The 21,725-nt window shown below is 65.4% G+C and carries 18 protein-coding genes and 1 tRNA gene; 6 read left to right on the forward strand and 13 right to left on the reverse strand.

The annotated features are described in order from the left end of the window. Positions 1-8: 8 nt before the first annotated feature. The 6 genes from ACOGXA_RS06455 to ACOGXA_RS06480 form a co-directional block, all read right to left on the reverse strand. On the reverse strand, positions 9-389 hold the full coding sequence (locus ACOGXA_RS06455) for a hypothetical protein (RefSeq protein WP_419926451.1): 381 nt from the start codon (positions 387-389) through the stop codon (positions 9-11). Beyond that, entirely contained in the window at positions 382-1,116 is a 735-nt protein-coding gene (locus tag ACOGXA_RS06460) for an ABC transporter ATP-binding protein (RefSeq protein ID WP_419926452.1), read from the reverse strand. Before ACOGXA_RS06460 ends, ACOGXA_RS06455 begins: the two co-directional genes overlap by 8 nt. After that, on the reverse strand, positions 1,113-1,877 hold the full coding sequence (locus ACOGXA_RS06465; protein ID WP_419926453.1) for an ABC transporter ATP-binding protein: 765 nt from the start codon (positions 1,875-1,877) through the stop codon (positions 1,113-1,115). Before ACOGXA_RS06465 ends, ACOGXA_RS06460 begins: the two co-directional genes overlap by 4 nt. Next, a complete protein-coding gene (locus ACOGXA_RS06470; protein ID WP_419926454.1) occupies positions 1,858-4,089 on the reverse strand; it encodes an ABC transporter permease in 2,232 nt (743 codons plus the stop codon). The genes ACOGXA_RS06465 and ACOGXA_RS06470 overlap by 20 nt, the downstream gene beginning before the upstream one ends. Positions 4,090-4,156: 67 nt before the next feature. Beyond that, positions 4,157-5,728, reverse strand: a complete 1,572-nt coding sequence (locus ACOGXA_RS06475; protein ID WP_419926455.1) for an ABC transporter substrate-binding protein — start codon at positions 5,726-5,728, stop codon at positions 4,157-4,159. A 111-nt stretch (positions 5,729-5,839) separates the two neighbouring features. Then, positions 5,840-5,911 (reverse strand) — tRNA-Gln (locus tag ACOGXA_RS06480). Positions 5,912-6,107: 196 nt separating this feature from the next. Here ACOGXA_RS06480 and ACOGXA_RS06485 point away from each other — a divergent pair. Then, complete coding sequence (locus ACOGXA_RS06485; protein WP_419926456.1) at positions 6,108-6,770, forward strand: Abi family protein; 663 nt, start codon at positions 6,108-6,110, stop codon at positions 6,768-6,770. 55 nt (positions 6,771-6,825) lie between these two features. On the opposite strand, the gene ACOGXA_RS06490 is transcribed toward ACOGXA_RS06485, so the two are convergent. From ACOGXA_RS06490 to ACOGXA_RS06510, 5 genes are read right to left on the reverse strand one after another with little or no spacing between them, the layout of a single operon-like run. Beyond that, entirely contained in the window at positions 6,826-8,178 is a 1,353-nt protein-coding gene (locus tag ACOGXA_RS06490) for a glutamate--tRNA ligase (protein ID WP_419926457.1), read from the reverse strand. Beyond that, positions 8,175-8,699, reverse strand: coding sequence for a hypothetical protein (locus ACOGXA_RS06495; protein ID WP_419926458.1), 525 nt, complete (start codon positions 8,697-8,699; stop codon positions 8,175-8,177). Before ACOGXA_RS06495 ends, ACOGXA_RS06490 begins: the two co-directional genes overlap by 4 nt. A gap of 42 nt (positions 8,700-8,741) precedes the next feature. Continuing rightward, positions 8,742-10,394, reverse strand: a complete 1,653-nt coding sequence (gene cimA, locus ACOGXA_RS06500) for a citramalate synthase (RefSeq protein WP_419926459.1) — start codon at positions 10,392-10,394, stop codon at positions 8,742-8,744. Continuing rightward, positions 10,381-11,301: a branched-chain amino acid transaminase gene (locus ACOGXA_RS06505; RefSeq protein ID WP_419926460.1), complete on the reverse strand. Its 921-nt coding sequence runs from the start codon at positions 11,299-11,301 to the stop codon at positions 10,381-10,383. Before ACOGXA_RS06505 ends, cimA begins: the two co-directional genes overlap by 14 nt. A 55-nt stretch (positions 11,302-11,356) precedes the next feature. After that, positions 11,357-12,337 (reverse strand): 3-isopropylmalate dehydrogenase, encoded by a 981-nt coding sequence (locus tag ACOGXA_RS06510; protein ID WP_419926461.1) that lies wholly within the window; start codon positions 12,335-12,337, stop codon positions 11,357-11,359. A gap of 56 nt (positions 12,338-12,393) precedes the next feature. On the opposite strand from ACOGXA_RS06510, the gene greA reads away from it, so the two are divergent. Genes greA through ACOGXA_RS06535 form a run of 5 tightly spaced genes read left to right on the forward strand, consistent with a single transcriptional unit; the run spans position 12,394 to position 18,209 of the window. Then, a complete protein-coding gene (greA, locus tag ACOGXA_RS06515) occupies positions 12,394-12,867 on the forward strand; it encodes a transcription elongation factor GreA (protein ID WP_419926462.1) in 474 nt (157 codons plus the stop codon). Between the two features lie 56 nt (positions 12,868-12,923). Then, the gene (locus ACOGXA_RS06520; RefSeq protein WP_419926463.1) at positions 12,924-13,832 is read left to right on the forward strand and encodes an alpha/beta fold hydrolase; all 909 of its coding nucleotides are present in this window, start codon (positions 12,924-12,926) and stop codon (positions 13,830-13,832) included. 34 nt (positions 13,833-13,866) lie between these two features. Beyond that, positions 13,867-15,267 carry a 3-isopropylmalate dehydratase large subunit gene (leuC, locus tag ACOGXA_RS06525; protein WP_419926464.1) on the forward strand — a complete coding sequence of 467 codons (1,401 nt, stop codon included), beginning with the start codon at positions 13,867-13,869 and terminating at the stop codon, positions 15,265-15,267. After that, positions 15,264-15,857 (forward strand): 3-isopropylmalate dehydratase small subunit, encoded by a 594-nt coding sequence (gene leuD, locus ACOGXA_RS06530; protein ID WP_419926465.1) that lies wholly within the window; start codon positions 15,264-15,266, stop codon positions 15,855-15,857. The genes leuC and leuD overlap by 4 nt, the downstream gene beginning before the upstream one ends. 57 nt (positions 15,858-15,914) lie before the next feature. After that, on the forward strand, positions 15,915-18,209 hold the full coding sequence (locus tag ACOGXA_RS06535; protein ID WP_419926466.1) for a beta-propeller domain-containing protein: 2,295 nt from the start codon (positions 15,915-15,917) through the stop codon (positions 18,207-18,209). A 4-nt stretch (positions 18,210-18,213) separates the two neighbouring features. On the opposite strand, the gene leuA is transcribed toward ACOGXA_RS06535, so the two are convergent. Together leuA and serA are read right to left on the reverse strand one after the other, a co-directional pair. Further along, positions 18,214-19,917, reverse strand: coding sequence for a 2-isopropylmalate synthase (leuA, locus tag ACOGXA_RS06540; protein WP_419926467.1), 1,704 nt, complete (start codon positions 19,915-19,917; stop codon positions 18,214-18,216). A gap of 179 nt (positions 19,918-20,096) precedes the next feature. After that, positions 20,097-21,677, reverse strand: a complete 1,581-nt coding sequence (gene serA / locus ACOGXA_RS06545; protein WP_419926468.1) for a phosphoglycerate dehydrogenase — start codon at positions 21,675-21,677, stop codon at positions 20,097-20,099. Positions 21,678-21,725 lie beyond the last annotated feature (48 nt).

The raw sequence follows: 21,725 nt of genomic DNA on the forward strand, positions 1-21,725 counted from the left end.
GCGGTGGGCTAGCTGCCGACTACCCGGTCGGTCTGCTCGCGGTATTCGTAGATGAGGCGAACCAGCCAGTAACGCATAAAGCGCTTGAACGAGCTGATCGTGATCATCACCAGGCCGATGAAGGTGAGGGTGAGGCCGAATATGGCGGAGACCACCAGGTCGATGTGGTTGGACTGATGGAGATTGCCGCCCTCCGTGTCGTAGGGCTTGCCTGTCAAGAAGAAGGAGACCACGGTAAAGGCCAGCCCGACAATCGTGAGGATCAACCCGATGCGAAACACCCAGCGATCGGGATTGGCCCGCCCGCCGGAAGCCCGGAGCTTGCCCACCTCTTGGTGGAACTCATCCAGCCGGCCCCGATCGCCCGGGGCGTCAGTTGCGTCACTCATGGTCTTCTCCTGTGGACATGCCTAGGTAGGCGGCGGTCAATTCTTCGGCGATTTCTGCTGGCGGCCCAGTGCGCTGGATGCGACCGTGGAGCATGATGGCGGCCTCATTGGCCACTCCTAACACTGCTTGGGCGAACTGCTCGACGATGAGGATGGACAGTCCGGCTTCGGCCAGTGAAGCCACCTGCTCGTACAACTCCTCCACGATGATTGGGGCCAGCCCCATCGACAGCTCGTCCAGCATCAAGATGGCCGGGTCGGTGGACAGCGCCCGCGACATGGCCAGCATCTGCTGCTCGCCTCCCGACAGCGTGCCCGCCATCTGGTTGCGCCGTTCCTGCAAGCGGGGGAACTGGGCGAAGGCCCGCTCCTGCACCTGCTTGTATGACACCCCGGCGTAGGTACACATTCGCAGGTTCTCGGCCACCGTGAGGTTGGGGAAGATACCCCGGCCCTCGGGGATCAAGCACACCCCGGCTCGGGCCAGGCGGTCGGGAGAGACCCCGTTCACCTCGTGGCCGTCGAGCAGCACCGACCCAGCGTGGGGCTCGATCTGGCCGCTGGCCACCCCCAGGGTGGTGGTCTTGCCCGCCCCGTTGGGTCCCAAGAGGGCGTACACCGTGCCGGGCATGACCCGCAGGTCCACCCCGTGCAGCACATCGATGGTGCCATAGCCCGCCCGGATACCCACCAACTCCAGAAGCGGGGTCGCCGGCTCTGCGCTCATTCGTCGGCCCCCGCGTAGGCCCCTCGGAATTCGTCGCCGCCCAAATAAGCGGCCCGAACCGCGGAATCGGCTTGCACCTCCAAGGGAGTGCCCACCGCGATGATCTTGCCGAAGTCCAGAACATGGATGCGGGCGCACACCCCCATAACGAAACTCATGTCGTGCTCCACCAGCAACACCGCCAGGTCGTTGTCCTCGTTGCCGACGAGCTCCAGCAGCATTTGGCCGATGGCTGTGGTCTCTTCTTCATTGAGGCCCGAGGACGGCTCGTCCAACAGCAGCACCCGGGGCCGGCAGGCTAAAGCCCGGGCCAGCTCCACCAATCGGGCACTGCCGGTTGGCAGCGTGCCCACGGTCACATCGGCCACATCGTCGAGGCCCACTCGGCCCAGCATCTCGTGGGCCACATCGCTTACCCGCCGGTGCTTCCACTTGCCGCGATGGTTCTTCTCCACCGCCACCCGCACGTTGTCGAACGCGCTCAGCGTGTTGAATGCCTCCAGCTTCTGGAAGGTGCGGGCGATGCCCATCTGCGACCGCTTGGCCACTCCGGCTCGGGTGATGTCGACACCGTCGAATCTCACCTTGCCGCTGGTGGGGGGCAGCAAGCCGGTCACCACGTTGAACAGGGTGGTCTTGCCCGCGCCGTTGGGGCCGATGAGCCCGGTCACCTCGCCGGGGTCGATGTCTACCGAGGCGCTGTCGAGGGCCACCACGCCGCCGAAGCGCATGACCACTTGCTCAGCTTCGAGAAGTGCCATAGCCCTCCTTCGGCACCACGTCATCCAAGATCTCCAACCGCCGGTCGATGGCGATCACCTCTTCGGGGGTGAACGGCCGCTCGAGGCCCAACTCGCCGATCTCCGGCTCGCGTTTCTGGGCGTTCTCCGCGGCAATCTCCGCTCGGGCATCGCTGCGCCACGGCAGGATGGGCGAGAAGCCCCGGCCCATCTCGAAGATGGCCCCTCGGGGGTTGAACACCATGCCCAGCACCATCAACCCGGGTCCGTAAGTCGTCATGATGTCGAGCAGGGTGACCAGGAAGTCGACGTTGCCGGCGTCCTCCAATCGAAGGCCAAAACCCTTGAACAACGGGATGAATATCAAAAAGATCCCGGCCATGGGAATGGACACCCCCGCAGCCGCTACCAACAGCACGATGTTGAAACCCAAGAGGAGGTCGAATCCCTGGACGCTGTCGACATTGCCCGACACGGTGGCCCAAAATACCCCGGCGATTCCCGCCATGGAAGCCGACACCGCATACACAACTACCTTGGTCCATACCACTGGCACCCCCAAGGTTGCCGCGGCCGCCTGGGAGTCGTTGATGGCCATCCATCTTCGGCCATACCGTGACCGTCGCAACAGAACCAACGCATACACAAGAATGGCGAAGACGCTCACCATCACCATGAAGAAGCCCCGGCGGTCGTCGAAGGTGACGCCGAACAGCTCGATGTGGGGGAACTGCCGACCGGTCCCGATGATGGGCATGACCCACGGATGGGGGAAGAAGATCAGCGACATGGCCTGGGCGAAGGCCATAGTCATGAGGGCCAGGTACAGCCCTCGCAGCCGGGCGGCGGGAAGGGCTACAAGGGCGCCCAGCGGCGCGCAAAGCAGTCCTACTGCGAGAATCCAGTAACCGTTGTCGATATCTCTGATGTGCTGGGGGTCCAATCCCAGGCGGTCCAATCCCAGGAACGTGACCCACCCTCCACCGATCACTTTCAAGTACACAAAGGCACCGAATCCAGCAAAGGCCAATGGCGCGAAGTTGATCTGGCCGGCCCAGCCGATCAACGGAACCAACGACAAGCCGATCAGGGCCAATGCCATGGCCTCATCGGCCGAGTTCAGCTCCCGGCTCCCCCATGCACCTGGATCCCAGATACCGAAGTCCAGCCATCCGCCGGAGAACGCGGCGGCCAAGAGGATGACCACCCCACAGCCGAAGAGCCCCTCCCACCAGTTGGTGTAGCGCTCGTGGCGGCGAAGGTGATGGGCCAACCGGCCCACCTCCAAACGGGCCTGGGGCAAGGCGATAACCACGAACAGCAACAGCAGTGGGGCGACGGAAAGGTGAGCGAAGCGGAAATCAGGCCCAAAGTCGAGCCACGCCCCGGTGTGGGCGCGCAACAGCCCGATCAGCATGGCGCCGATAACCGCCATGGGCAGGTTCTTCAGCGCGCCGAACGCGGCTGCGGCAAAGGCGATTATCACCACGTTGTTCAGGGTGGCCGGGTCGAGTCCCAGCTCGGGGGCAATGAGAATGCCCCCCAGCGCCCCCATCATGGAGCCCAGTGCCCACGATGTGGACGAAACCACATTGGGGCGGGCGCCGTTGAGGGCGGCCAGCTCCCGGTTGTCCACCACCGCCCGCATGGCGGTGCCGATGCGGGTACGTCGCAGGAGAAAGCGCATCGACACGGCGATGGCAATGGCCACTACGAATACGATGAGCCGGTGCCAGGGAAGCTGGGCCGGCCCCAAGTCGATGCCGTTGTTGATTCCGAACAGGTAGGGCACCCTGCGGGGGGTATCAGCCTCCCAGATATCGCCCACCACTGACAGGAGCAGCACCATTATCGCCACGGTGACCATGAGCTGCACCACCAACGACGCGGTGCGCAGGCGCCTCATGATCACGATGTCGAGCACAACGCCCAATGCAGGGGCGAACAGCCCCACCACCACGAACAGTGCGAGGATGGAGTGCCAGCCCCGGTTTACATGGAGTTCCCAATACAGGAAAGCGGCGAATACTCCGATGGCGCCCTGGGCGAAGTTGAACACCCCGGTGGTTGTGTACACCACCACCAGTCCGGTGGCATACATGGCCCACAGGGCCCCCAGGAAGAGCCCGATGTAGGTGGTGACCAGGAAGGTCTCGCTCGTGACTGGGGCGCCCTTCCAGGTGAGCACGGCAAGGATCACCGCCCCCAACGTCCCCAGGGCGGTAGCAACCACAACCGAGTCACGTACCCCAAATATCACGAGAGCTCAGCCCTTCCTGACCTCCCTGCGCCTCTTCCGGCTAGCCGCCGAACTCGGCGCCCCAGTCCCTGGTCAGGGGAACCACATTGTCGGCGTTGCAGTCCAGTTCGCCCCGCTCTGCGGGATGTACCCGGACAAACTCGTTGTTCTGCACCTGCATCAGCATGAAGCAGGGCATGATGTTCTCAGTGGTTGAGAAGTCCGCAGGACCCCACCAGCCGTTCACATCGAAGGATGTCAGGCTGCGGGCGCCGTCCAGTACCGCCTGACGGGTCAGAGCGTTGGGGCCGCTCTCGGCCACGATTTCATTCACGACCTGCTCGAAGAGCACGCCGTCGGCCCAGGAGCCCGCAGCCCATGCTGGCGGGAACGGGTCATCGATGGCCTCCATGAAGTCGGCCAGTTCTTGGTTGGTGTCGGCCTCGTCGAACGGCAAGAACCAAATCCACATGTAGGTGTTCTCAACCACATCGCCGGCTTCAAGGAAGCTGGGGGTGTAGCAGGCCAACTGGCACATCCAAAGTACGCTGTCGACGTCGAGGCCCTGAGCCTCGGCCTCACTGCGCCACTTGATCATCGACTGGTCGTCAGAGCCGGAGTAGGCGAGATTGGAATTCGAATCCCGCATGATCTGGATGTAGGCACCGTACTCCGACTGCGTGGTGAAACCACTCACGCCGGGCTCACCATCGATTACGACTCCGATCTCCTGGAATGATCGCACCTGAGGCATAGACGTGGCGATGGTGGAAGGCAGGTCGGAGGGCACCAGGTACACGCCATTGAGATTGGCTTCGATGTTCTCCTGGAGCCACTGGATGTGACCCACCTGGCTCTGCACGGCCCGGTCGCCAGTGCCGGCGTAGGGGCACTCGCTGTTGGGCCGGCTGGTGGCAAACGTCACGACCGAGCACTGGTGAGGGGGCTCAGTGGTGATGTAGGCGAAGTCAGGCACTCCGATTTCGTTGCCCTGGGCATCGGGGCAGGACTGCAAGTCGGTGGTGTCGAGAGCGAACAGTGCCGTAGTGCCGACCAGGGCGAACGCGTCCTCGCAGGCCACCAGGAAACCGTTGGTGGTCTCAGTGGGGTTGATGGCCGAATCGTGTTCGATCACCTCAATCTGCCGGCAGGCTAAGCCGCCTTCGGCGTTCACATGATTGGCCCAGGCCTTGACACCGTCGATGGAGCCCTGGAATAGGCCGGGCGCCAACGGGGAGCCGACATCGGCCATGACCAGCACGGTGATGGTGTCGGATGTGATCCCGATATCGGTGGCCTCGAGGTCCACGGCCTCGCACGGATCGACCTCCGGTTCCTCAGTGGCAACCGGCTCAGGGTCGGACTCGCCCATGTCGTCGTCCATCGACTCATCCATGTCGTCGTCGCCCATGTCGTCGCCCATCGACTCATCCATGTCGTCGTCCATCGAGTCATCCATGTCGTCGTCGTCCATGTCGTCGTCCATCGACTCATCCATGTCGTCAGGAGCCTCGGTGGGCGCGGCAGTAGATGCGGAAGAGCCCGAATCGTCATCGTCATTGCCCCCCCCGCAAGCCGCGGCAACCAGAGCGAGCACGGCCAGCAGGCCGATAATCCAACGGAAATGCTTCACGTTTCCCCCTTCATCGAACCGGTGCGCCCTTCTGACGGCGTACCGGCTATAGAACGTGGCAGACATTGTTACCCACGCCGCCAACTCTTTGCCACCTGCGGCGGTGCGAAGCTCGGGAGGGAGGACTCGAACCCCCAATATCGGGACCAGAACCCGGTGTGTTGCCTATTACACCACTCCCGAGAGCAGCAGCCAGTGTACTCCCCTGCTCCCCCGTGGGAACAACGCTTAAGAAACGCTTGAGAGCGGAGGCTCAGAGGCGGGAGCGGGCCGCTCGGAGTCCAAGTACTGCAAAACAGAATCTGCCCCCAACCGCTTCACCCGGTGAACCGGGGAGAGGCTGATGGGGGCGTACACCACTACTGTATCGTGACACCCCGTGGCCGATCAACCATACAACTACAGCGTCAGCGCTGTGAGTGGCCTCGTCTCATCTGTCTCCTCGACCCGCTTCGACACCTACCGACAGGGTGTCGACACCGACGCGGCGGCATTACAGCTCTACACATGGAATACTGCCGCTGCCGCTGCCTTCTACGGGCCATTGCAAACACTCGAGATCGTACTTCGCAATGCGGTCCACGACGCGATGAGCAAAGCCCACGGTACGCGCTGGTTCGAGAATCCACTGCTTCTTCGTCCAGCTGAACAGGGCAAAACCGATGAAGCAATCCAGCATCTCAACGACCTCCACAAGCGGCCCACCCCTGGCCGAATAGTCGCGGCATTGCCCTTCGGGTTTTGGGTGACGCTGTTCGCCAATGCCTACGACACGACAATCTGGCGGACCGATCTGCACAACATCTTCGCACCTCGAGTGAAGGACCGCGGAGGACTCCACGACACGCTCGACCGACTTCGCACCCTGAGAAACAGGATCGCCCACCATGAACCGATTTTCCAGCGCAGTCTCAAAGACGACTACCAGCGGATCCGCATCGTCATCGGACTTCTCAGCAGACCGACCCTTGACTGGCAAGACCACCACAGCCGAGTGCCCGACATTCTCAACATCAAGCCTGATGCCGTGCAGAAGTTCTAACCGCGTCCACAGTGTGCCTCCTCTCGTGCGGGAACAGTGCTTTGGACCAGGGTCCTCAGAGGCGGGAGCGGGCCGCTCGGAGGCGGCGGAGGACTTCTTGGCGGGTGAGGTGGTACACCATGGGCTCGAAGAGCGGAGGGCCCACTGAGCGGCCGGCGACGGCCACGCGGACGGGGGCTTGCGACTTGGAGCGGTTGACGCCATTGGCCTCGCCCACGGCGAACACGGCGTCTTTGACGGTATCGGGATCCCAGGAGCAGTCGGCCAGGGCGGCAATGGCGCCGTCGAGGATCTCGGCGGAGGCCTTGCCCCGCACGACCGACTTGTCCCAGGACTTCTCGTCCATGGGCACCTCGGGGCAGAACAGCCAGTCCACCTGGCGAACTATGTCCGACAAGGTGCGCAGCTTCTCCCGCACCAACGGGATCATCGAGGCAGCCACCTCGGGCCGGTAGCGCTCAGGGGGCCACGGCACGCCGTCGCCGGTCAGATGGGGCTCGAGGGCGGCCAGCAGCTCATCGGGTTCGAGCTCGCGGATGTACACCCCGTTGAAGTGCTCCAGCTTGGCCAGGTCGAAGAACGCGGGCGCCTTGTTCACATCCTCGAGGCGGAACTGCCCGATGATCTCGGCCATGGGCCGTATCTCCACCCCGTCGCGCGGCCCCCAGCCCAAAAGGGCCAGGTAGTTGGCCATTGCTGAGGCCAGATAGCCCTGCTGCCGGTAGCTCTCCAACGACACGTCGTCGCGGCGCTTGGACAGCTTCTTGCGCTGCTCGTTCACCAGAAGGGGCAAATGGGCGTATGTCGGAGGGGAAGCCCCCAGCGCCTCGGCCACCAGCACCGCCCGGGGGGTGCTCGACAGCAGGTCCTCACCCCGGATGGCATGGGTGATGGCCATATCGGCGTCGTCCACCGCATTGGCCAGCACGAACGTGGGCGACCCGTCGGAGCGCCAGATCACGAAATCACCGAGTTGGGCATGGTCTACGGCAACCTCGCCCCGGATCAGGTCGTCGATGGCTGTGGCCCCCTCCGGGGTTCTGAACCGCACCGCCCGGCCGGCGGCCATCTCGGTCCCGGGAATCTCGCTGTCGTCGGCGTCGCACAGATAGGCCCGGCCGCCGTCCAGCAGTTGCTGCACGGCCTGTCGGTGGCGCTCCCGGCGCTCTGACTGGAAGTACGGCCCCTCGTCGTAGTCGATGCCCAGCCAGGCCAGATACTCGAAGATGGCGTCGGTCAACTCGGGGCGGTTGCGGCTCTCATCGGTGTCCTCGATCCGCAGCACCATGGTGCCGCCGACAGAGCGGGCATAAAGCCAGTTGAACAGGGCTGTGCGGGCCGAGCCGACGTGGAGGTAGCCGGTGGGCGAAGGCGCGAACCGCACCCGGGGCTTGTCGGCCGGGCTCACCGGCGGGTCAGCAGATCGGCCCTGACTGCGTCGCAGGCGGCCTCGACCTCGCCGGGGGGCAGCCGCAGTACCGCTTCGGGGACCAAGCCCGCCAGGCGCCGGGCCTCGGCATAGTGGTGGGGATGGCTGATACCGGCGAACAGCTCCTTGCGCCAGGCCAGCAGCAACTCGTCGGGGGCGGGGGGCAGGAACCCGAACACCCGGAAGGCCACCTCCAGATCAGCGGACACCGGGGCCCGACCGAAAGAGGCCGCCCTCTTCAAGGCAACCCCCACGCATCCGGCGATGGCATCGGCGGTTTGCTCGCCCGGGGCCATCAGCATCTGGCCCTCGAAGCGGCGGGCCAGCCGCAGGGCATACCCCTGATCGGGTCCGGGCACCCCCAGTCCGTCGCCGGTGGGCTGTCCGTCGGTCAACTCCGCCGGCCGGTCGGCCACCCATGGCTGGGGCCGCCTCGGAGGCGACACGTAGTGGCGGTCGGCCACTGCGGTCTCGTTGGGCACATAGTCAGGTGCGGCCATCGCCAACCTCCGGATCTTCGACATAGTCGGGCGCGGCCATCGCTACTCTTCGCTTTCTCTGCCGGCACCGTCTTCGCTGTGAAGCAGCCCGAATACCAGGCTGTCCACCAGGGCCTGCCAGCTGGCCTCCACGATATTGGTGGACACCCCGATTGTGGTCCAAACCCGGTCGCTGTTGGTGGAGTCGATGATCACCCTGGTCACCGCGGCGGTTCCCGCCTCGGTGTCCAGAACCCGCACCTTGTAGTCGATGAGGGATATCGACCGAAATGCCGGATAGCGGTCGCCCAGGGCCAGCATCAGCGCGGCGTGCAGGGCGTTGACCGGGCCGTTTCCCTCCCCGGTGGCCACGATGCGCTCACCCCCCACATGAAGCTTCACGGTGGCCTCGGTGTCCATCTCCACCGCCACCTCGTTCCAGGCCCGGGCACCAGTGCCCGACCGGTGCTCGGTGGCTACCTTGAACGACTCCAACTCGAAATAGGGCTGTGTCCACCCCGATGCCCCCCTCATGAGCAACTCCAGGGAGGCGTCGGCCACTTCGAAGTGGTAGCCCGCGTGCTCCAGCTTCTTGAGGGTGTCCACGATCTCGCCGATGGCCTTTGCCTCGAGATCGAGGCCCAGTTCCTCAGCCTTGAGCTCCACTGTCGAGCGCCCGGCCATCTCCGACACCACGAACCGGGTTCCGTTGCCCACCGCGGCCGGGTCGATGTGCTCATAGGCATCGGGTCGGCGGGCGATGGCGCTGGTGTGGAGGCCGGCCTTGTGGGCGAATGCCGATGAGCCCACGTAGGCCTGCTGGGGATCGGGCGGGAAGTTCACCAACTCGGCCACGTGGTGCGACACCGCGGTGAGCCGCTCCAGCCGATCGGGGGGAACGGTCTGCACCCCCATCTTGAGGCTGAGGTTGGCGATGATGGGCACCAGGTTGCAGTTTCCGGTGCGCTCGCCATAGCCGTTGATGGTGCCCTGCACTTGGGTAGCCCCGGCCCGCACCCCGGCCAGGGCGTTGGCCACTCCGCACCCGGTGTCGTCGTGGAGGTGTACCCCCACCGGGGTGTCCAAGTAGTCGACCACTGCGCCCACGATGTCCTCCACCCTCATGGGCAGCGAGCCCCCGTTGGTGTCGCACAGCACCAGCCGATCGGCCCCGGCCACCGCGGCCGCCTCCAGCACCGCCAGGCTGAACGCCGGATTGTCCTGGTAGCCGTCGAAGAAGTGCTCGGCGTCGAAGAACACCCGCATGCCGCGGTCCTTCAAGAACCGCACCGAGTCGGCCACCATGGCCACTCCCTCGTCCAAGGTCGTCCGCAGGGCCTCAACCACGTGGTACTCCCAGCACTTCCCCACAATGCAGGCCACCTCGGTGCCCGAGCCCACCAGATTGGCCAGCGTGAGATCCTCGTCGGTTCGCCCCTTCACCCGGCGGGTGGAGCCGAAAGCCACCAGGGTGCTGGTCTCCAGACTCAGCTCGTGGCGGGCTCGGGCGAAGAACTCGTCGTCTTTGGGATTAGAGCCGGGCCAACCGCCCTCGATGTAGTGAACGCCCAGATGGTCGAGTTGGCGGGCAATGCGCAGCTTGTCCTCTACGGTGAGCGAGATCCCCTCGAGCTGGCTTCCGTCGCGAAGCGTGGTGTCGTAGATCTCCACTGCCGAGGGCAGCGACCGAGTTCCGCTCACATCAACGGTCGACATGCTCGTTCCAGTGGCGGTACTGGGCCTGCCGACCCCGCACCGCGTCCTGGAACACCTCTTGGATCTTGCGGGTGACCGGGCCGGGGTCGCCGATCTCGCGGTCGTCCACCGACCGGATGGGCACCACCTCGGCCGCGGTGCCCGACAAGAAGGCCTCATCGGCCAGATAGAGGTCGCTGCGCAGCAGGTTGTCGGCCCCGTAGGGGATGCCCAGATCGCCGGCCATCGCTCGGATGGCATCCTGGGTGATCCCCTCCAACGCCCCCACCGAGGTGGGCGGGGTGACGATGGTGCCGTCGCGCACCACGAACAGGTTCTCGCCGGTACACTCGCTCACGTAGCCCTGCGGAGAGAGCAGAACCGCCTCGTCATAGCCGGCCTTCACCGCCTGCACCTTGGCCAGTTGGCTGTTGATGTAGTGCCCGCAGCCCTTGGCCGCAGTGGGCATCGAGTTGGGGTCGTGGCGCTGCCAGGAGCTGACCATCAGCCGCACTCCGTTGCTGACACCCTCATCGCCCAAATAAGTGCCCCACGGCCACACCGCGATGGACACGTTCACCGGGCACGGCAGCGGGTTCAGCCCCATCTCCCCGTAGCCCAAATAGGCCAGCGGGCGGATGTAGCAGCTCTTCATCTGATTCACCCGAACAGTTTCCTTGGTGGCAGCCACCAGCTCGTCCACCGTATAAGGGATGTCTATCTGGAGGATCTTGGCGCTGGCGAACAGCCTGCGGATGTGGGGGGTGAGCCGGAAAACCGCGGCGCCCTCGTCGGTCTCATAGGCCCGGATGCCCTCGAACACGCCGTTGCCGTAGTGGAGGGTGTGGGTTAGCACGTGTACGGTGGCATCGGCCCAGTCCACCATCTCGCCGTCCATCCACACCTTCTCAGTGGTCTCGATTGGCATCGTTCTCAAGTCCTTTCCGCGATACGGCTCTTGTCGGCGTAAATCGGCGCCGGGCTCACACCCGCTCGGAGATGGCATCGCCGATCTGGGCGGTGGTCCCGACTTGTGTTGTCGGATCGGCGCAGGCAGCCCGAATCCGGCTCGCGGCATCGGTCTCGCCTAGGAAATCAACCATCATGGCCGCCGACAAGATCGCGGCCGTGGGGTTGGCCCGGCCAGTTCCCACAATATCGGGTGCCGAGCCGTGAACCGGCTCAAACATCGACGGCCCGGTGCGGTCGGGGTTCAGGTTGGCCGAGGCGGCCAGCCCGATGCCCCCGGAGACAGCTCCGCCCAGATCGGTGAGGATGTCGCCGAACAGGTTGTCGGTCACGATCACGTCATATCTCTTGGGGTCTTCCACAAGGTAGATGCACGCCGCGTCCACATGGTTGTATGCGGTGGCCACGTCGGGATACTCCTCGGCCACCTCGTTGAACGTCCGCTCCCACAGGTCGCCGGCAAAAGTCAAGACGTTGGTCTTGTGTACCAGGGTGAGGTGGCGCCCAGGACGGCCGCGAGCCAGCTCGAAGGCATAGCGCACGCAGCGCTCCACCCCGAAGCGGGTGTTCACCGATCCCTGGGTGGCCACCTCCGCCGGGGTATGGCGGCGCAGGAAACCGCCCTCGCCGGCGTAGGCGCCCTCGGTGTTCTCCCGAATGACCTCGAACTCGAAAGAGCCGTCGGGATCCCGGAACGGTCGGCGGTTCACGTACAGGTCGAGCTCGAACCGCATCCGCAGCAGCAGTCCCCGCTCGATGACGCCGGGGGGCACGTCCGGGGTTCCCACCGCCCCCACGAAGAGTGCGTCCAGCCCCCGCCACTCATCCAAGATCTCGTCGGTCAGCACGGTGCCGTCTTGGAGGTAGCGAGCACCCCCTAGGTCATAGGGCACCGAGTCGAATTGCACACCAGCCGCGGCGAGCACCTTCAGCCCCTCAGCAACCACCTCGGGGCCGATGCCGTCACCGCCGATGACTCCGAGAACGTGGGGCATGGCCCATCAGGATACGAATACGGCGACTCTGAATGCGAACACTAAACTAGTTCGCCATGCCGGAGACCCATGAGCTGTCGCAAAAGGCGCACGACCGCCTGAAAGCCGAGTTCGAGCAGCTGACCACGGTGGGACGGGTGGACATCGCCCGCAAGATCGAAGCGGCCCGCGAGCTGGGCGACCTGAGCGAGAACGGCGACTATCACGCGGCCAAGGACGAACAGGGGAAAATGGAGACCCGTATCGCCCAGCTCGGGTCGATGCTGAGGAATAGCCGGATCGTTGAGGCGGGTGACGGGACCACTGTTGCGGTGGGATCGGTGGTCACCGTGGCCCATGACGGAGATCCCGACGACGTCGAGACCTATCTGGTGGGATCGATCGAGGAGCGCCATGACGGCCTCGACGTGATCTCCCCCGCCTCTCCGATGGGGTCGGCCATCTTGGGGGCAAAAGTGGGCGATACCTTGTCCTACGAGAGCCCCGCCGGGGGCACGCTAGCCGTGCAAATCGTGTCCCTTGAGCAGTAGCGGCGCCTTGAGCAGCAGCGGCGACACCCCCCGGGGAACGAGTCGGACGGTCTCCCTTGAGCGGTAGCGGCGCCCCGGTTGGCCCCAGCCTGCCGCCGGGGGAGTTCATCGACCTGCCTGGACGGGGTCGGGTGTTCGTCCGACGGACCGAGGGGCCGCCGGGCTCCCCCACCGTCGTGCTGCTGCATGGCTGGACGGTGACCGCCGATCTGAACTGGTACCCGGCCTTCGAGCCGCTGTCAGAGCGGGCCTCGGTGGTGGCATTCGATCACCGAGGCCATGGCCTGGGGCTTGCGACCCGGCGATTCCGGTTGTCCGAATGCGCCGACGACGTTCTGGCCGTGGTCGACGCCTTGGGCATCGACCGGTTCGTGGCCGTGGGCTATTCCATGGGCGGCGCCATCGCCCAACTGGTCGCCCGGGCCGCGCCCAACCGGATCAGCGGGCTGGTTCTGGGGGCCACCGCCACCAGCTTCCGGGGCCGGGGATGGCGGGCAATCCGCTTCTCGCTGCTCCCCGTGGTGGCCGCCGCCTCCCGTTTGGCACCCGTGAAGTTGAGGTACTGGGGCTGGGAGCAGACCGTGTTCAACGTGATCGGTACCAATATCGGAAGGTGGGCCCAAGCCGAGATCCTCAAAGGCGACCCGCAAGCGCTGCTGGACGCCGGCACCGAGCTGTTCAACTTCGACTCGTCGGGGTGGATCGCGGAGCTGCCCATGCCGATCGCCCAGATCCGCACCCTCGGCGACCAGGTGGTTCCCGACGAGCTCCAACTGGAGTTGACCGGCGCCGTCGGTGAAACCAACGCCTTCTCGTATCGGGGCGGTCACGCATCGGTGGTAACCGACTTCGACAGCTTCTGGGGCTGCACGCACAAAGCCCTCGACGCGGTGGGGATACCCGCCCAAAGCCGGCCCCAGAGCCGATCTTCGTCTGACCCATCCCCTTCTGGGGCCAGCCGATAGCCTCAGGCCGGAAACGCAAGAAACCGGAGCCGCAATGGGCCAAACCCTCAGCGAGAAGATCTGGGACCGACATGTGGTGCATCAAGCCGATGGCGAGCCCGACCTGCTGTACATCGATCTGCACCTCATCCACGAAGTGACCTCGCCGCAGGCTTTCGACGGGCTCCGCATGAGCGGCCGGTCGGTGCGGCGGCCCGACCTCACGGTGGCCACCGAGGATCACAATGTCCCTACCGACAACATCGCCTGGCCCATCGCCGATCCCGTCTCCCGCCAACAGGTGGAGACGCTGCGGGCCAACTGCGAGGAGTTCGGCATCACCCTCTACCCGATGGGAAGCCCGGGCCAGGGCATCGTCCATGTGATCGGGCCGGAGATGGGCCTCACCCAGCCGGGCATGACCATCGTGTGCGGCGACAGCCACACCTCCACTCACGGGGCTTTCGGCGCTCTGGCCTTCGGCATCGGCACCAGCGAGGTGGAGCACGTGCTGGCCACCCAGACCCTCCCCCAGCAGCGGCCCGGCACCATGTCGGTGACCGTGAACGGCACGCTGCCGGAGACCTGCACGGCCAAAGACGTGATCTTGGCCATCATCGGGCGCATCGGCACCGGCGGGGGCATCGGCTCGGTGATCGAATACCGGGGATCGGTCATCCAGTCGCTGTCGATGGAGGGGCGCATGACGGTGTGCAACATGTCGATCGAGGCCGGCGCCCGGGCCGGACTGATCGCCCCCGACGACACCACCTTCGAATACCTGGATGGACGGCCCAACACTCCCGCCGGCACCGCTTGGACTGCCGCCCTAGACGACTGGCGCAGCCTGTCCACCGACAGCGACGCCGTCTTCGACAAGCAGGTGGAGATCAACGGCGCTGAGCTGGTTCCCCACGTGTCTTGGGGCACCAACCCCTCGCAGGTGGCCCCCATCACTGGCGCCGTGCCCCACCCCGAGAGCTTCGCGGAGAGCAGCGGACGGGAGGCGGCCGCCCGGGCGCTGGAGTACATGGACTTGGCGCCGGGCACCCCAGTGAGGGACATACCGGTGGACACCGTGTTCATCGGCTCCTGCACCAACAGCCGCATAGAGGACCTCCGGATTGCCGCCTCGGTGGTGCAGGGCCGCCGGGTGCGTCCCGGCGTGCGCACATTCGTGGTGCCCGGCTCCGGCGCGGTCAAAGCCCAGGCCGAGTCTGAAGGACTGCATCAAATCTTCAAAGCCGCGGGGTTCGATTGGCGAGAACCGGGCTGTTCGATGTGTTTGGCCATGAACCCCGACAAGCTGGCCCCCGGCGAGCGCTGTGCCAGCACCTCCAACCGGAACTTCGAGGGCCGCCAGGGCAAAGGCGGGCGCACCCACCTGGTATCGCCGGCGGTGGCCGCCGCCACCGCGGTGGCCGGCACTTTCGCCACTCCAGGAGACCTGTCTTGAAGCCGGTTCGGACAATCACCGCCCCTGGGCTGCCGTTGGACCGCAGCGACGTGGACACCGACCAGATCATCCCCAGCGACTGGCTCAAGCGGGTGGAGCGCACCGGCTTCGAGCAGGGCCTGTTCTCAGAGTGGCGCGAAGACCCCGGCTTCGTGCTCAACGATCCCCGCTTCGCTGATGCCCGCATCCTGGTGGCCGGCCCCAACTTCGGCACCGGCTCCTCCCGGGAGCACGCGGTGTGGGCCATCCAGCAATACGGCTTCGAGGCGGTCATCTCCCCTCGCTTCGGCGACATCTTCCGCAACAACTCCACCAAGAACGGCCTGGTTCCGGTGCAGGTGAGCGGAGAAGTGGCCCGCACCCTGCTCGACGCGGTGGCCGACGATCCCTCAATCGAGATAACCGTAAACGTCGAGCAGCTCACCTTGTCTGCCCCCGCGGCCGGCGTGAGCGCTGCGTTCCCCCTGGAAACCTCGGTGCAGCACCGCCTTTTGGAGGGCCTCGACGACATCGGCCTCTCCCTCGCCCACGCCGACGCCATCGACTCCTTTGAGTCCACCCGCCCCGCGTGGTTGCCGGCGATGGCCTAGCTTGAGCACATCAACTATCCGGGAACCCAGACGCGCCGACGCGTCGTCATATGGGACATGAAGAAGCTCACACGGATTGCCCTCGTCGTAGTTGCCCTGGCGCTGATGGCCGGGGCCTGCTCGTCAGACACCGCCGATTCACCGGGTATCACCGGGGGCACACCTGGCCCGTCCACCGGCGATGCCACTGGAGAGCCAGACGGCACGCCAGAGCCGACAGTGGTGCTGGACGACATCGAACTGCTGTCAGCACTGCGGAGCTTCGGGGATTGCAGCACGCTGCTCAACTATCTGCGGACCGAGACCGTCGCCCGAGTCGGCGCCTACGGCCTCGACGATGGCCCTCGCTTCGGCTTCCCCGAGCCATTCGCGGTCGAGGAGATGGCCGAAGCCGATATGATGGCCGACGATTCAGCGGCCCAGCCAGCGCCGGCTGACTCGGCTGGCGCCGTTGCCGCCGGCGGCGACGGGGACTTCTCGGCCACCAACGTGCAGGTGGCCGGAGTGGATGAGCCCGACATCATCAAAACCGACGGCAACCGCATCCTGGCCGCAGCCCGGGGCCGGCTCCACTACGTGGACGTATCCGGCGATCAGCCCCAGTACCTGGGCAGCGTCGATCTGGCCGGGGAATCGGGCTCGGGCTGGGGTCAGGAGATCTTCATCCGGGGAGACCGGGCCATGGTTTTCTCCACCAGCTACGCCGACCGGCTCGAGCCGGTGGCGGCCGACAACCTCGAAGGCGGCCACGGCATCACCGAGGACATCACCCTCCGGGGCAGCCCGACAGCACTCATCCAGGAAGTGGACCTGTCCAACCCGGCATCCATGGAGGTGGTGTCCGAGCTCCGGATAGAGGGCCAGTACCTGAGCGCCCGCTCGGTGGGCGACGTGGTGTGGATGTCGCTTTCGAGCTACCCCGCGCAGTTCCAGTTCGTGTACCCCAGCAGTCCGGCCGCTGAAGGGCCCGCCGAGCGGGTCAACAAGGAGATCGCGGCCACCGCCGATCTCGACGCCTGGCTGCCGGCCTACCGCTTCGACGGTCCCGACGGCACCCGAGGCGGCCTGCTTCCCCAGTGCGATCAGCTCTACGCCCCGGCCGAGTTCTCCGGCTTCACCGTTTTGTCGGTGTTGAGCTTCAATTTGGCCGAGCCGTTGGGCACCGGCGACGCCGCCTCGGTGCTGGCTGATGGCCACACCCTGTACGGCTCCGGCCACTCGCTGTATCTGGCCACCAGCGAGCCGGTGTGGGCCGAGCCCGTCGTTGACGGAGACTCGGTCAGCATCTCAGCGCCCACGGAGTGGACCACCGTCGTACACAAGTTCTCGGTGTCGACCGACGGTCCCGCCCGCTATGAGGCCTCGGGCACGGTGGAGGGACACCTCCTCAACCAGTTCTCCATGGACGAGCACAACGGCTACTTCCGGGTGGCCACCACCATTGGCGAGCCGTGGGACACCGAGACTTCTGAGAGCCAAGTGGTGGTGCTTGAGCAGCAGGGCCGAGGGCTCACCGAGGTGGGCAGGGTTGGCAATCTGGGCCGGGGCGAGCGCATCTTCTCGGTCCGCTTCGCGGGCGACACTGGCTACGTGGTCACGTTCCGCCAGGTCGACCCCCTCTATGTGATCGACCTCTCCGACCCCGTTGCACCGTCAGTGGCCGGCGAGCTGAAAATCCCCGGCTTCTCCACTTATCTGCACCCGATAGGCGATGGCCTGCTGATTGGAGTGGGCCAAGACGCCAGCGACACCGGCCGCACCCGCGGCACCAAAGTGTCGCTGTTCGACGTGAGCGATCCGGCCAACCCAACCGAGCTAGACGTGATCGTGTTCCCCAATGCCCACAGCGAAGCCGAGTGGGACCACAGGGCCTTCCTGTACTGGGGCCCCGAGGAAATGGTGGCCATCCCCCTCACCCGTTACGACTACGACGGCGGCGACGGCTTCTTCGGAGCGGTGGCCCTTCGGGTGAACCGCGACGGCGTGGCCGAGTTGGGCCGGGTGTCGCATCGAGAGCAGCAGATCGCCTTCGAAGGCTGCCGCCCGGTGGACCACGAAGAAGTGGCCCGAGCCTTCGGCGGCGAGAACGAGATCCGCATCTGCCCCGCCGGCGCCCCCGACAGCTATCCCGATCAGGACTGCTCAGATGAATCGAAATGGATCCGCGACGAGTTCCCCTCTCTGGAGATCGCCGACGATGAGGAGCTGATCATCTGCTGGATCTGGACTCCGCCCATCCAGCGCCTGCTGGTGGTGGCCGACACCCTTTGGACCATGTCGGAACAAGCCCTCCAAGCCAACCACCTCACCACTTTCGCCTACGAGGACCAGCTCGAGTTGAGCTCGAACTGAGGGATTACCCCAACCCCGCGCAAGCCCGGTTCAGGGCGCTCACAATGGCCCGCATAGAAGCTGTGGTGATGTCGGTGTGGATGCCGCAGCCCCACAGCTCCCGTCCGTCCACCACAAGTTCGATGTAGGCCACCGCCTCGGCGTCGGTGCCACCGCCCCGGGCGTGCTCGCTGTAGTCCACCACCTTGACCGGGGTGTCGATGATCTCGTTCAGCCCGCCCACGAAGGCGTCCAGGGAGCCGGCCCCCTCGCCGTGGACCACCACCTGCTCGTTGCCGGTGGTGAGCCGGGCGGTGACCACCGTGCGGTCGGCACCCCGGGCGTTCTGGGCCGACTCGTAGCCGTTCAGCCGGTAGGGCTCATCCAGATCGAGGTACTCGGTGGCGAACTCGTTGTAGATCTGGTCGGCGGTGATCTCCTCGCCGGTCTCTTCGGCAATCTGCTGGATGACCCGGCTGAACTCGATCTGCATGCGCCGGGGCAGATCCAACTGCACCTCGGCCTGGAGCAGGTAGGAAACCCCTCCCTTGCCCGACTGGCTGTTCACCCGCACCACATCTTGGTAGGTGCGGCCCACATCCATGGGGTCGATGGGGATGTAGGGCACCTCGAACAGGGTCTGGCCGGTCTCCTCCATGGCCTCGAACCCCTTCTTGATGGCGTCTTGATGCGATCCGGAGAAGGCGGTGTACACCAAGTCGCCCACATAGGGGTGGCGGGGATGGATGGGAAGCTGGTTGCAGTCCTCAGCCACCCGGCGCAGCCCGTTTATGTCGGATATGTCCAGCTCGGGATCCACCCCCTGGCTGAACAGGTTCATGGCCAGGTTCACAACATCCACGTTTCCAGTGCGCTCCCCGTTGCCGAACAGGGTTCCCTCCACCCGGTCGGCGCCGGCCATGAGACCGAATTCGGCGGCGGCCACCGCGGTCCCCCGGTCGTTGTGGGGGTGCAGGCTCAGCACGATGCGGTCTCGGCGGGCCAGGTTGCGGTGCATCCACTCGATCATGTCGCCATAGATGTTGGCAGTGGACATCTCCACGGTGGCCGGCAGGTTGATGATGACCGGCTTGTCATGGCCGTCGGCCAGGATTTCTGTCACCTCGTCGCACACCCGCTTGGCAAAGGGAAGCTCGGTGCCGGTGAACGACTCGGGCGAGTACTCGTAGAACACCTCGGTGGCGGGCACCTGCGACTCCAGCGACCGGCACAACTCCGATGCCTGGGTGGCGATCTTGGTGATCCCGTCCATGTCGAGGCCGAACACCACCCGGCGCTGAACGGTGGAGGTGGAGTTGTACAGGTGGACGATGGTGTCGGCCGCGCCGTCGATGGCCTCGTAGGTGCGCTCGATGAGTTCCTGGCGGGCCTGGGTGAGCACCTGTATGCGGACATCGGAGGGGATGGCCTTCTGCTCGATGATCTCCCGCACGAACCCGAAGTCGGTCTCCGAAGCCGAGGGGAAGCCGACCTCGATCTCTTTGAACCCGGCCTCCACCAGTGCGGTGAACATCTTCCACTTCCGCTCCGAGTTCATGGGCTCGATGAGGGCCTGGTTGCCATCGCGCAGATCCACCGAGCACCACCGGGGGGCACCGGTGAGCACCGCATCGGGCCAGGTCCGGGCGACCAGATCTACCGGCTCGAACGCCTGGTACTTGTGGATCGGCATTCCCGACGGTTGTTGGGGGTGTAATCCGGTTTTCATGGGCATGGCCTTTTTGGAGTCGACTCACGAAAAAACCCCCTGCCCTTGCGGGATCAGGGGGTCGGGGCGAGCACCTCTGGGTGCTCGCCCTACAAGAGCAGCAGGTGGGTGTGCATGCGGCTCATCAGTCCAATCCTATGCTGAGATCACAGTGGTTACAAAACACCGGGCCGCACCCATCAGGCCTCAGCCCGGGCCAGGCCCATGTAGCGGGCGGACTGCACCCCGTCGATGGCCACCAGGGCGTCGGCCACTTCCTTGGGCACGGGCTGGGGGGTTGCGATCACCATGGACGCCCCCTCCCCGGTAGGCGCCCGGCCCACGTTCATGTCGTTGATGTTGATGCCGGCGTCGCCCAGCAGAGTGCCCACCGCGCCGATCACGCCGGGGCGGTCGTCGTTGGACAGCAAGATCATGTGGGCCGCGGGCGGCATGTGGACGGCGTGGTCGTCGGCCAGCACCAGCACCGGCTCTTGACGGGCCCCGGTCAGATGCCCGCCGAGGCTGTGTCCTCCGCCCCGCACGGTGAGCAGGTTCACGTGGTCTTTGGATTTGGGCGTGCTGATCGCCCGCACATCCATCCCCCGCTCGGTGGCCATCGTCAGCGCGTTCACATAGCTGACCGGCATGTCCGACACCGCGCTCAGCAAGCCCTTGACCGCCGACATCACCGCCACCGTGTTGTCGGGCTTGCCGATCTCGCCGATGAGCTCCACCTCCAGCACCTCGGGCAGCCGCTCGCACAGGTTCCCGAACAAGCGCCCAAGCTGCTCGGCCAGCGGCAGATAGGGCCGCAGCACGTCGGGAACGTTCTTGGCCGGGACGTTCACCGCGGCGGGAACGAACTCCCCGGCCAGCCCCAACATCACCTGCTCGGCAATGGCGTCGCCCGCTTTGCTCTGGGCCTCCTCGGTGCTGGCCCCCAGGTGGGGGGTGACCACCACAGAGTCGAGGTGGAACAGCGGCGACTCGGTGATGGGCTCGCCGTCGAATACATCCAGGGCGGCGCCGGCGATGCGCCCCGATGACACGGCTTCGGCCAGATCGGCCTCGTCTACGATCCCCCCTCGCGACACGTTGACGATCCTCAGGTTGGGCTTGGCCAGCTCCAGCAGCTCCGAGTTGATGAGCCCGATGGTCTCGGGGGTGCGGGCAACATGGATGGTGATGAAGTCGGACTGGGCTATCAGCTCCTCCAGCGACACCAGGGCCATCACGCTGTGGAGGGCCATCTCCTCGGACACATAGGGGTCGCTGGCGATCACTCGCATGGCGAAGCCCATCGCCCGCTCGGCTACCAGCCGGCCGATGCGGCCCAGCCCGATGATGCCCAAGGTCTTGTCGCTCAGCTCGATGCCTTCCCACCGGCCGCGCTCCCAGCGACCATCGGTCAGCGCGGCATGGGCCTGGGGAATGTTCCGGGCCTGGGCCATGATCAACGCCATGGTGTGCTCGGCGGCCGAGATGATATTGGACAAGGTGTCGTTCACCACCAGCACCCCGTGCTCGGTGGCGGTTTCCACGTCCACGTTGTCCAAGCCCACGCCGGCCCGGCCCACGATCACCAGATCGCGGCCCGCTTCGAACACCTCGGCAGTCACCTGGGTGGCCGACCGGATGATCAGCGCATTGACCCCCGAGACCGCTTCCAGCAACTCGTCGGGGGACATCCCCGTGCGGACCTCCACTTCATGGCCGGCGTGGCGGAGCTTGGCCACCCCGATGTCGGCGATCTTCTCTGCAACCAATACCTGAGCCATCGGTGCTCACAATAGACCGCTTTCTGTGATCAGGAAGGGACCAATGGG

Origin of the sequence: Candidatus Poriferisocius sp. (genome assembly GCF_965208475.1) — a bacterium.
Taxonomy (GTDB): domain Bacteria; phylum Actinomycetota; class Acidimicrobiia; order Acidimicrobiales; family Bin134; genus Poriferisocius.

Bases quoted from the DNA above. Each gene is read 5' to 3' on its own strand.
- ACOGXA_RS06455 (WP_419926451.1), bottom strand. From the start codon at position 389: ATGAGTGACGCAACTGACGCCCCGGGCGATCGGGGCCGGCTGGATGAG.
- ACOGXA_RS06460 (WP_419926452.1), bottom strand. From the start codon at position 1,116: ATGAGCGCAGAGCCGGCGACCCCGCTTCTGGAGTTGGTGGGTATCCGG.
- ACOGXA_RS06465 (WP_419926453.1), bottom strand. From the start codon at position 1,877: ATGGCACTTCTCGAAGCTGAGCAAGTGGTCATGCGCTTCGGCGGCGTG.
- ACOGXA_RS06495 (WP_419926458.1), bottom strand. From the start codon at position 8,699: ATGGCCGCACCTGACTATGTGCCCAACGAGACCGCAGTGGCCGACCGC.
- cimA (WP_419926459.1), bottom strand. From the start codon at position 10,394: ATGTCGACCGTTGATGTGAGCGGAACTCGGTCGCTGCCCTCGGCAGTG.
- ACOGXA_RS06505 (WP_419926460.1), bottom strand. From the start codon at position 11,301: ATGCCAATCGAGACCACTGAGAAGGTGTGGATGGACGGCGAGATGGTG.
- ACOGXA_RS06510 (WP_419926461.1), bottom strand. From the start codon at position 12,337: ATGCCCCACGTTCTCGGAGTCATCGGCGGTGACGGCATCGGCCCCGAG.
- greA (WP_419926462.1), top strand. From the start codon at position 12,394: ATGCCGGAGACCCATGAGCTGTCGCAAAAGGCGCACGACCGCCTGAAA.
- leuC (WP_419926464.1), top strand. From the start codon at position 13,867: ATGGGCCAAACCCTCAGCGAGAAGATCTGGGACCGACATGTGGTGCAT.
- ACOGXA_RS06535 (WP_419926466.1), top strand. From the start codon at position 15,915: ATGAAGAAGCTCACACGGATTGCCCTCGTCGTAGTTGCCCTGGCGCTG.
- leuA (WP_419926467.1), bottom strand. From the start codon at position 19,917: ATGAAAACCGGATTACACCCCCAACAACCGTCGGGAATGCCGATCCAC.
- serA (WP_419926468.1), bottom strand. From the start codon at position 21,677: ATGGCTCAGGTATTGGTTGCAGAGAAGATCGCCGACATCGGGGTGGCC.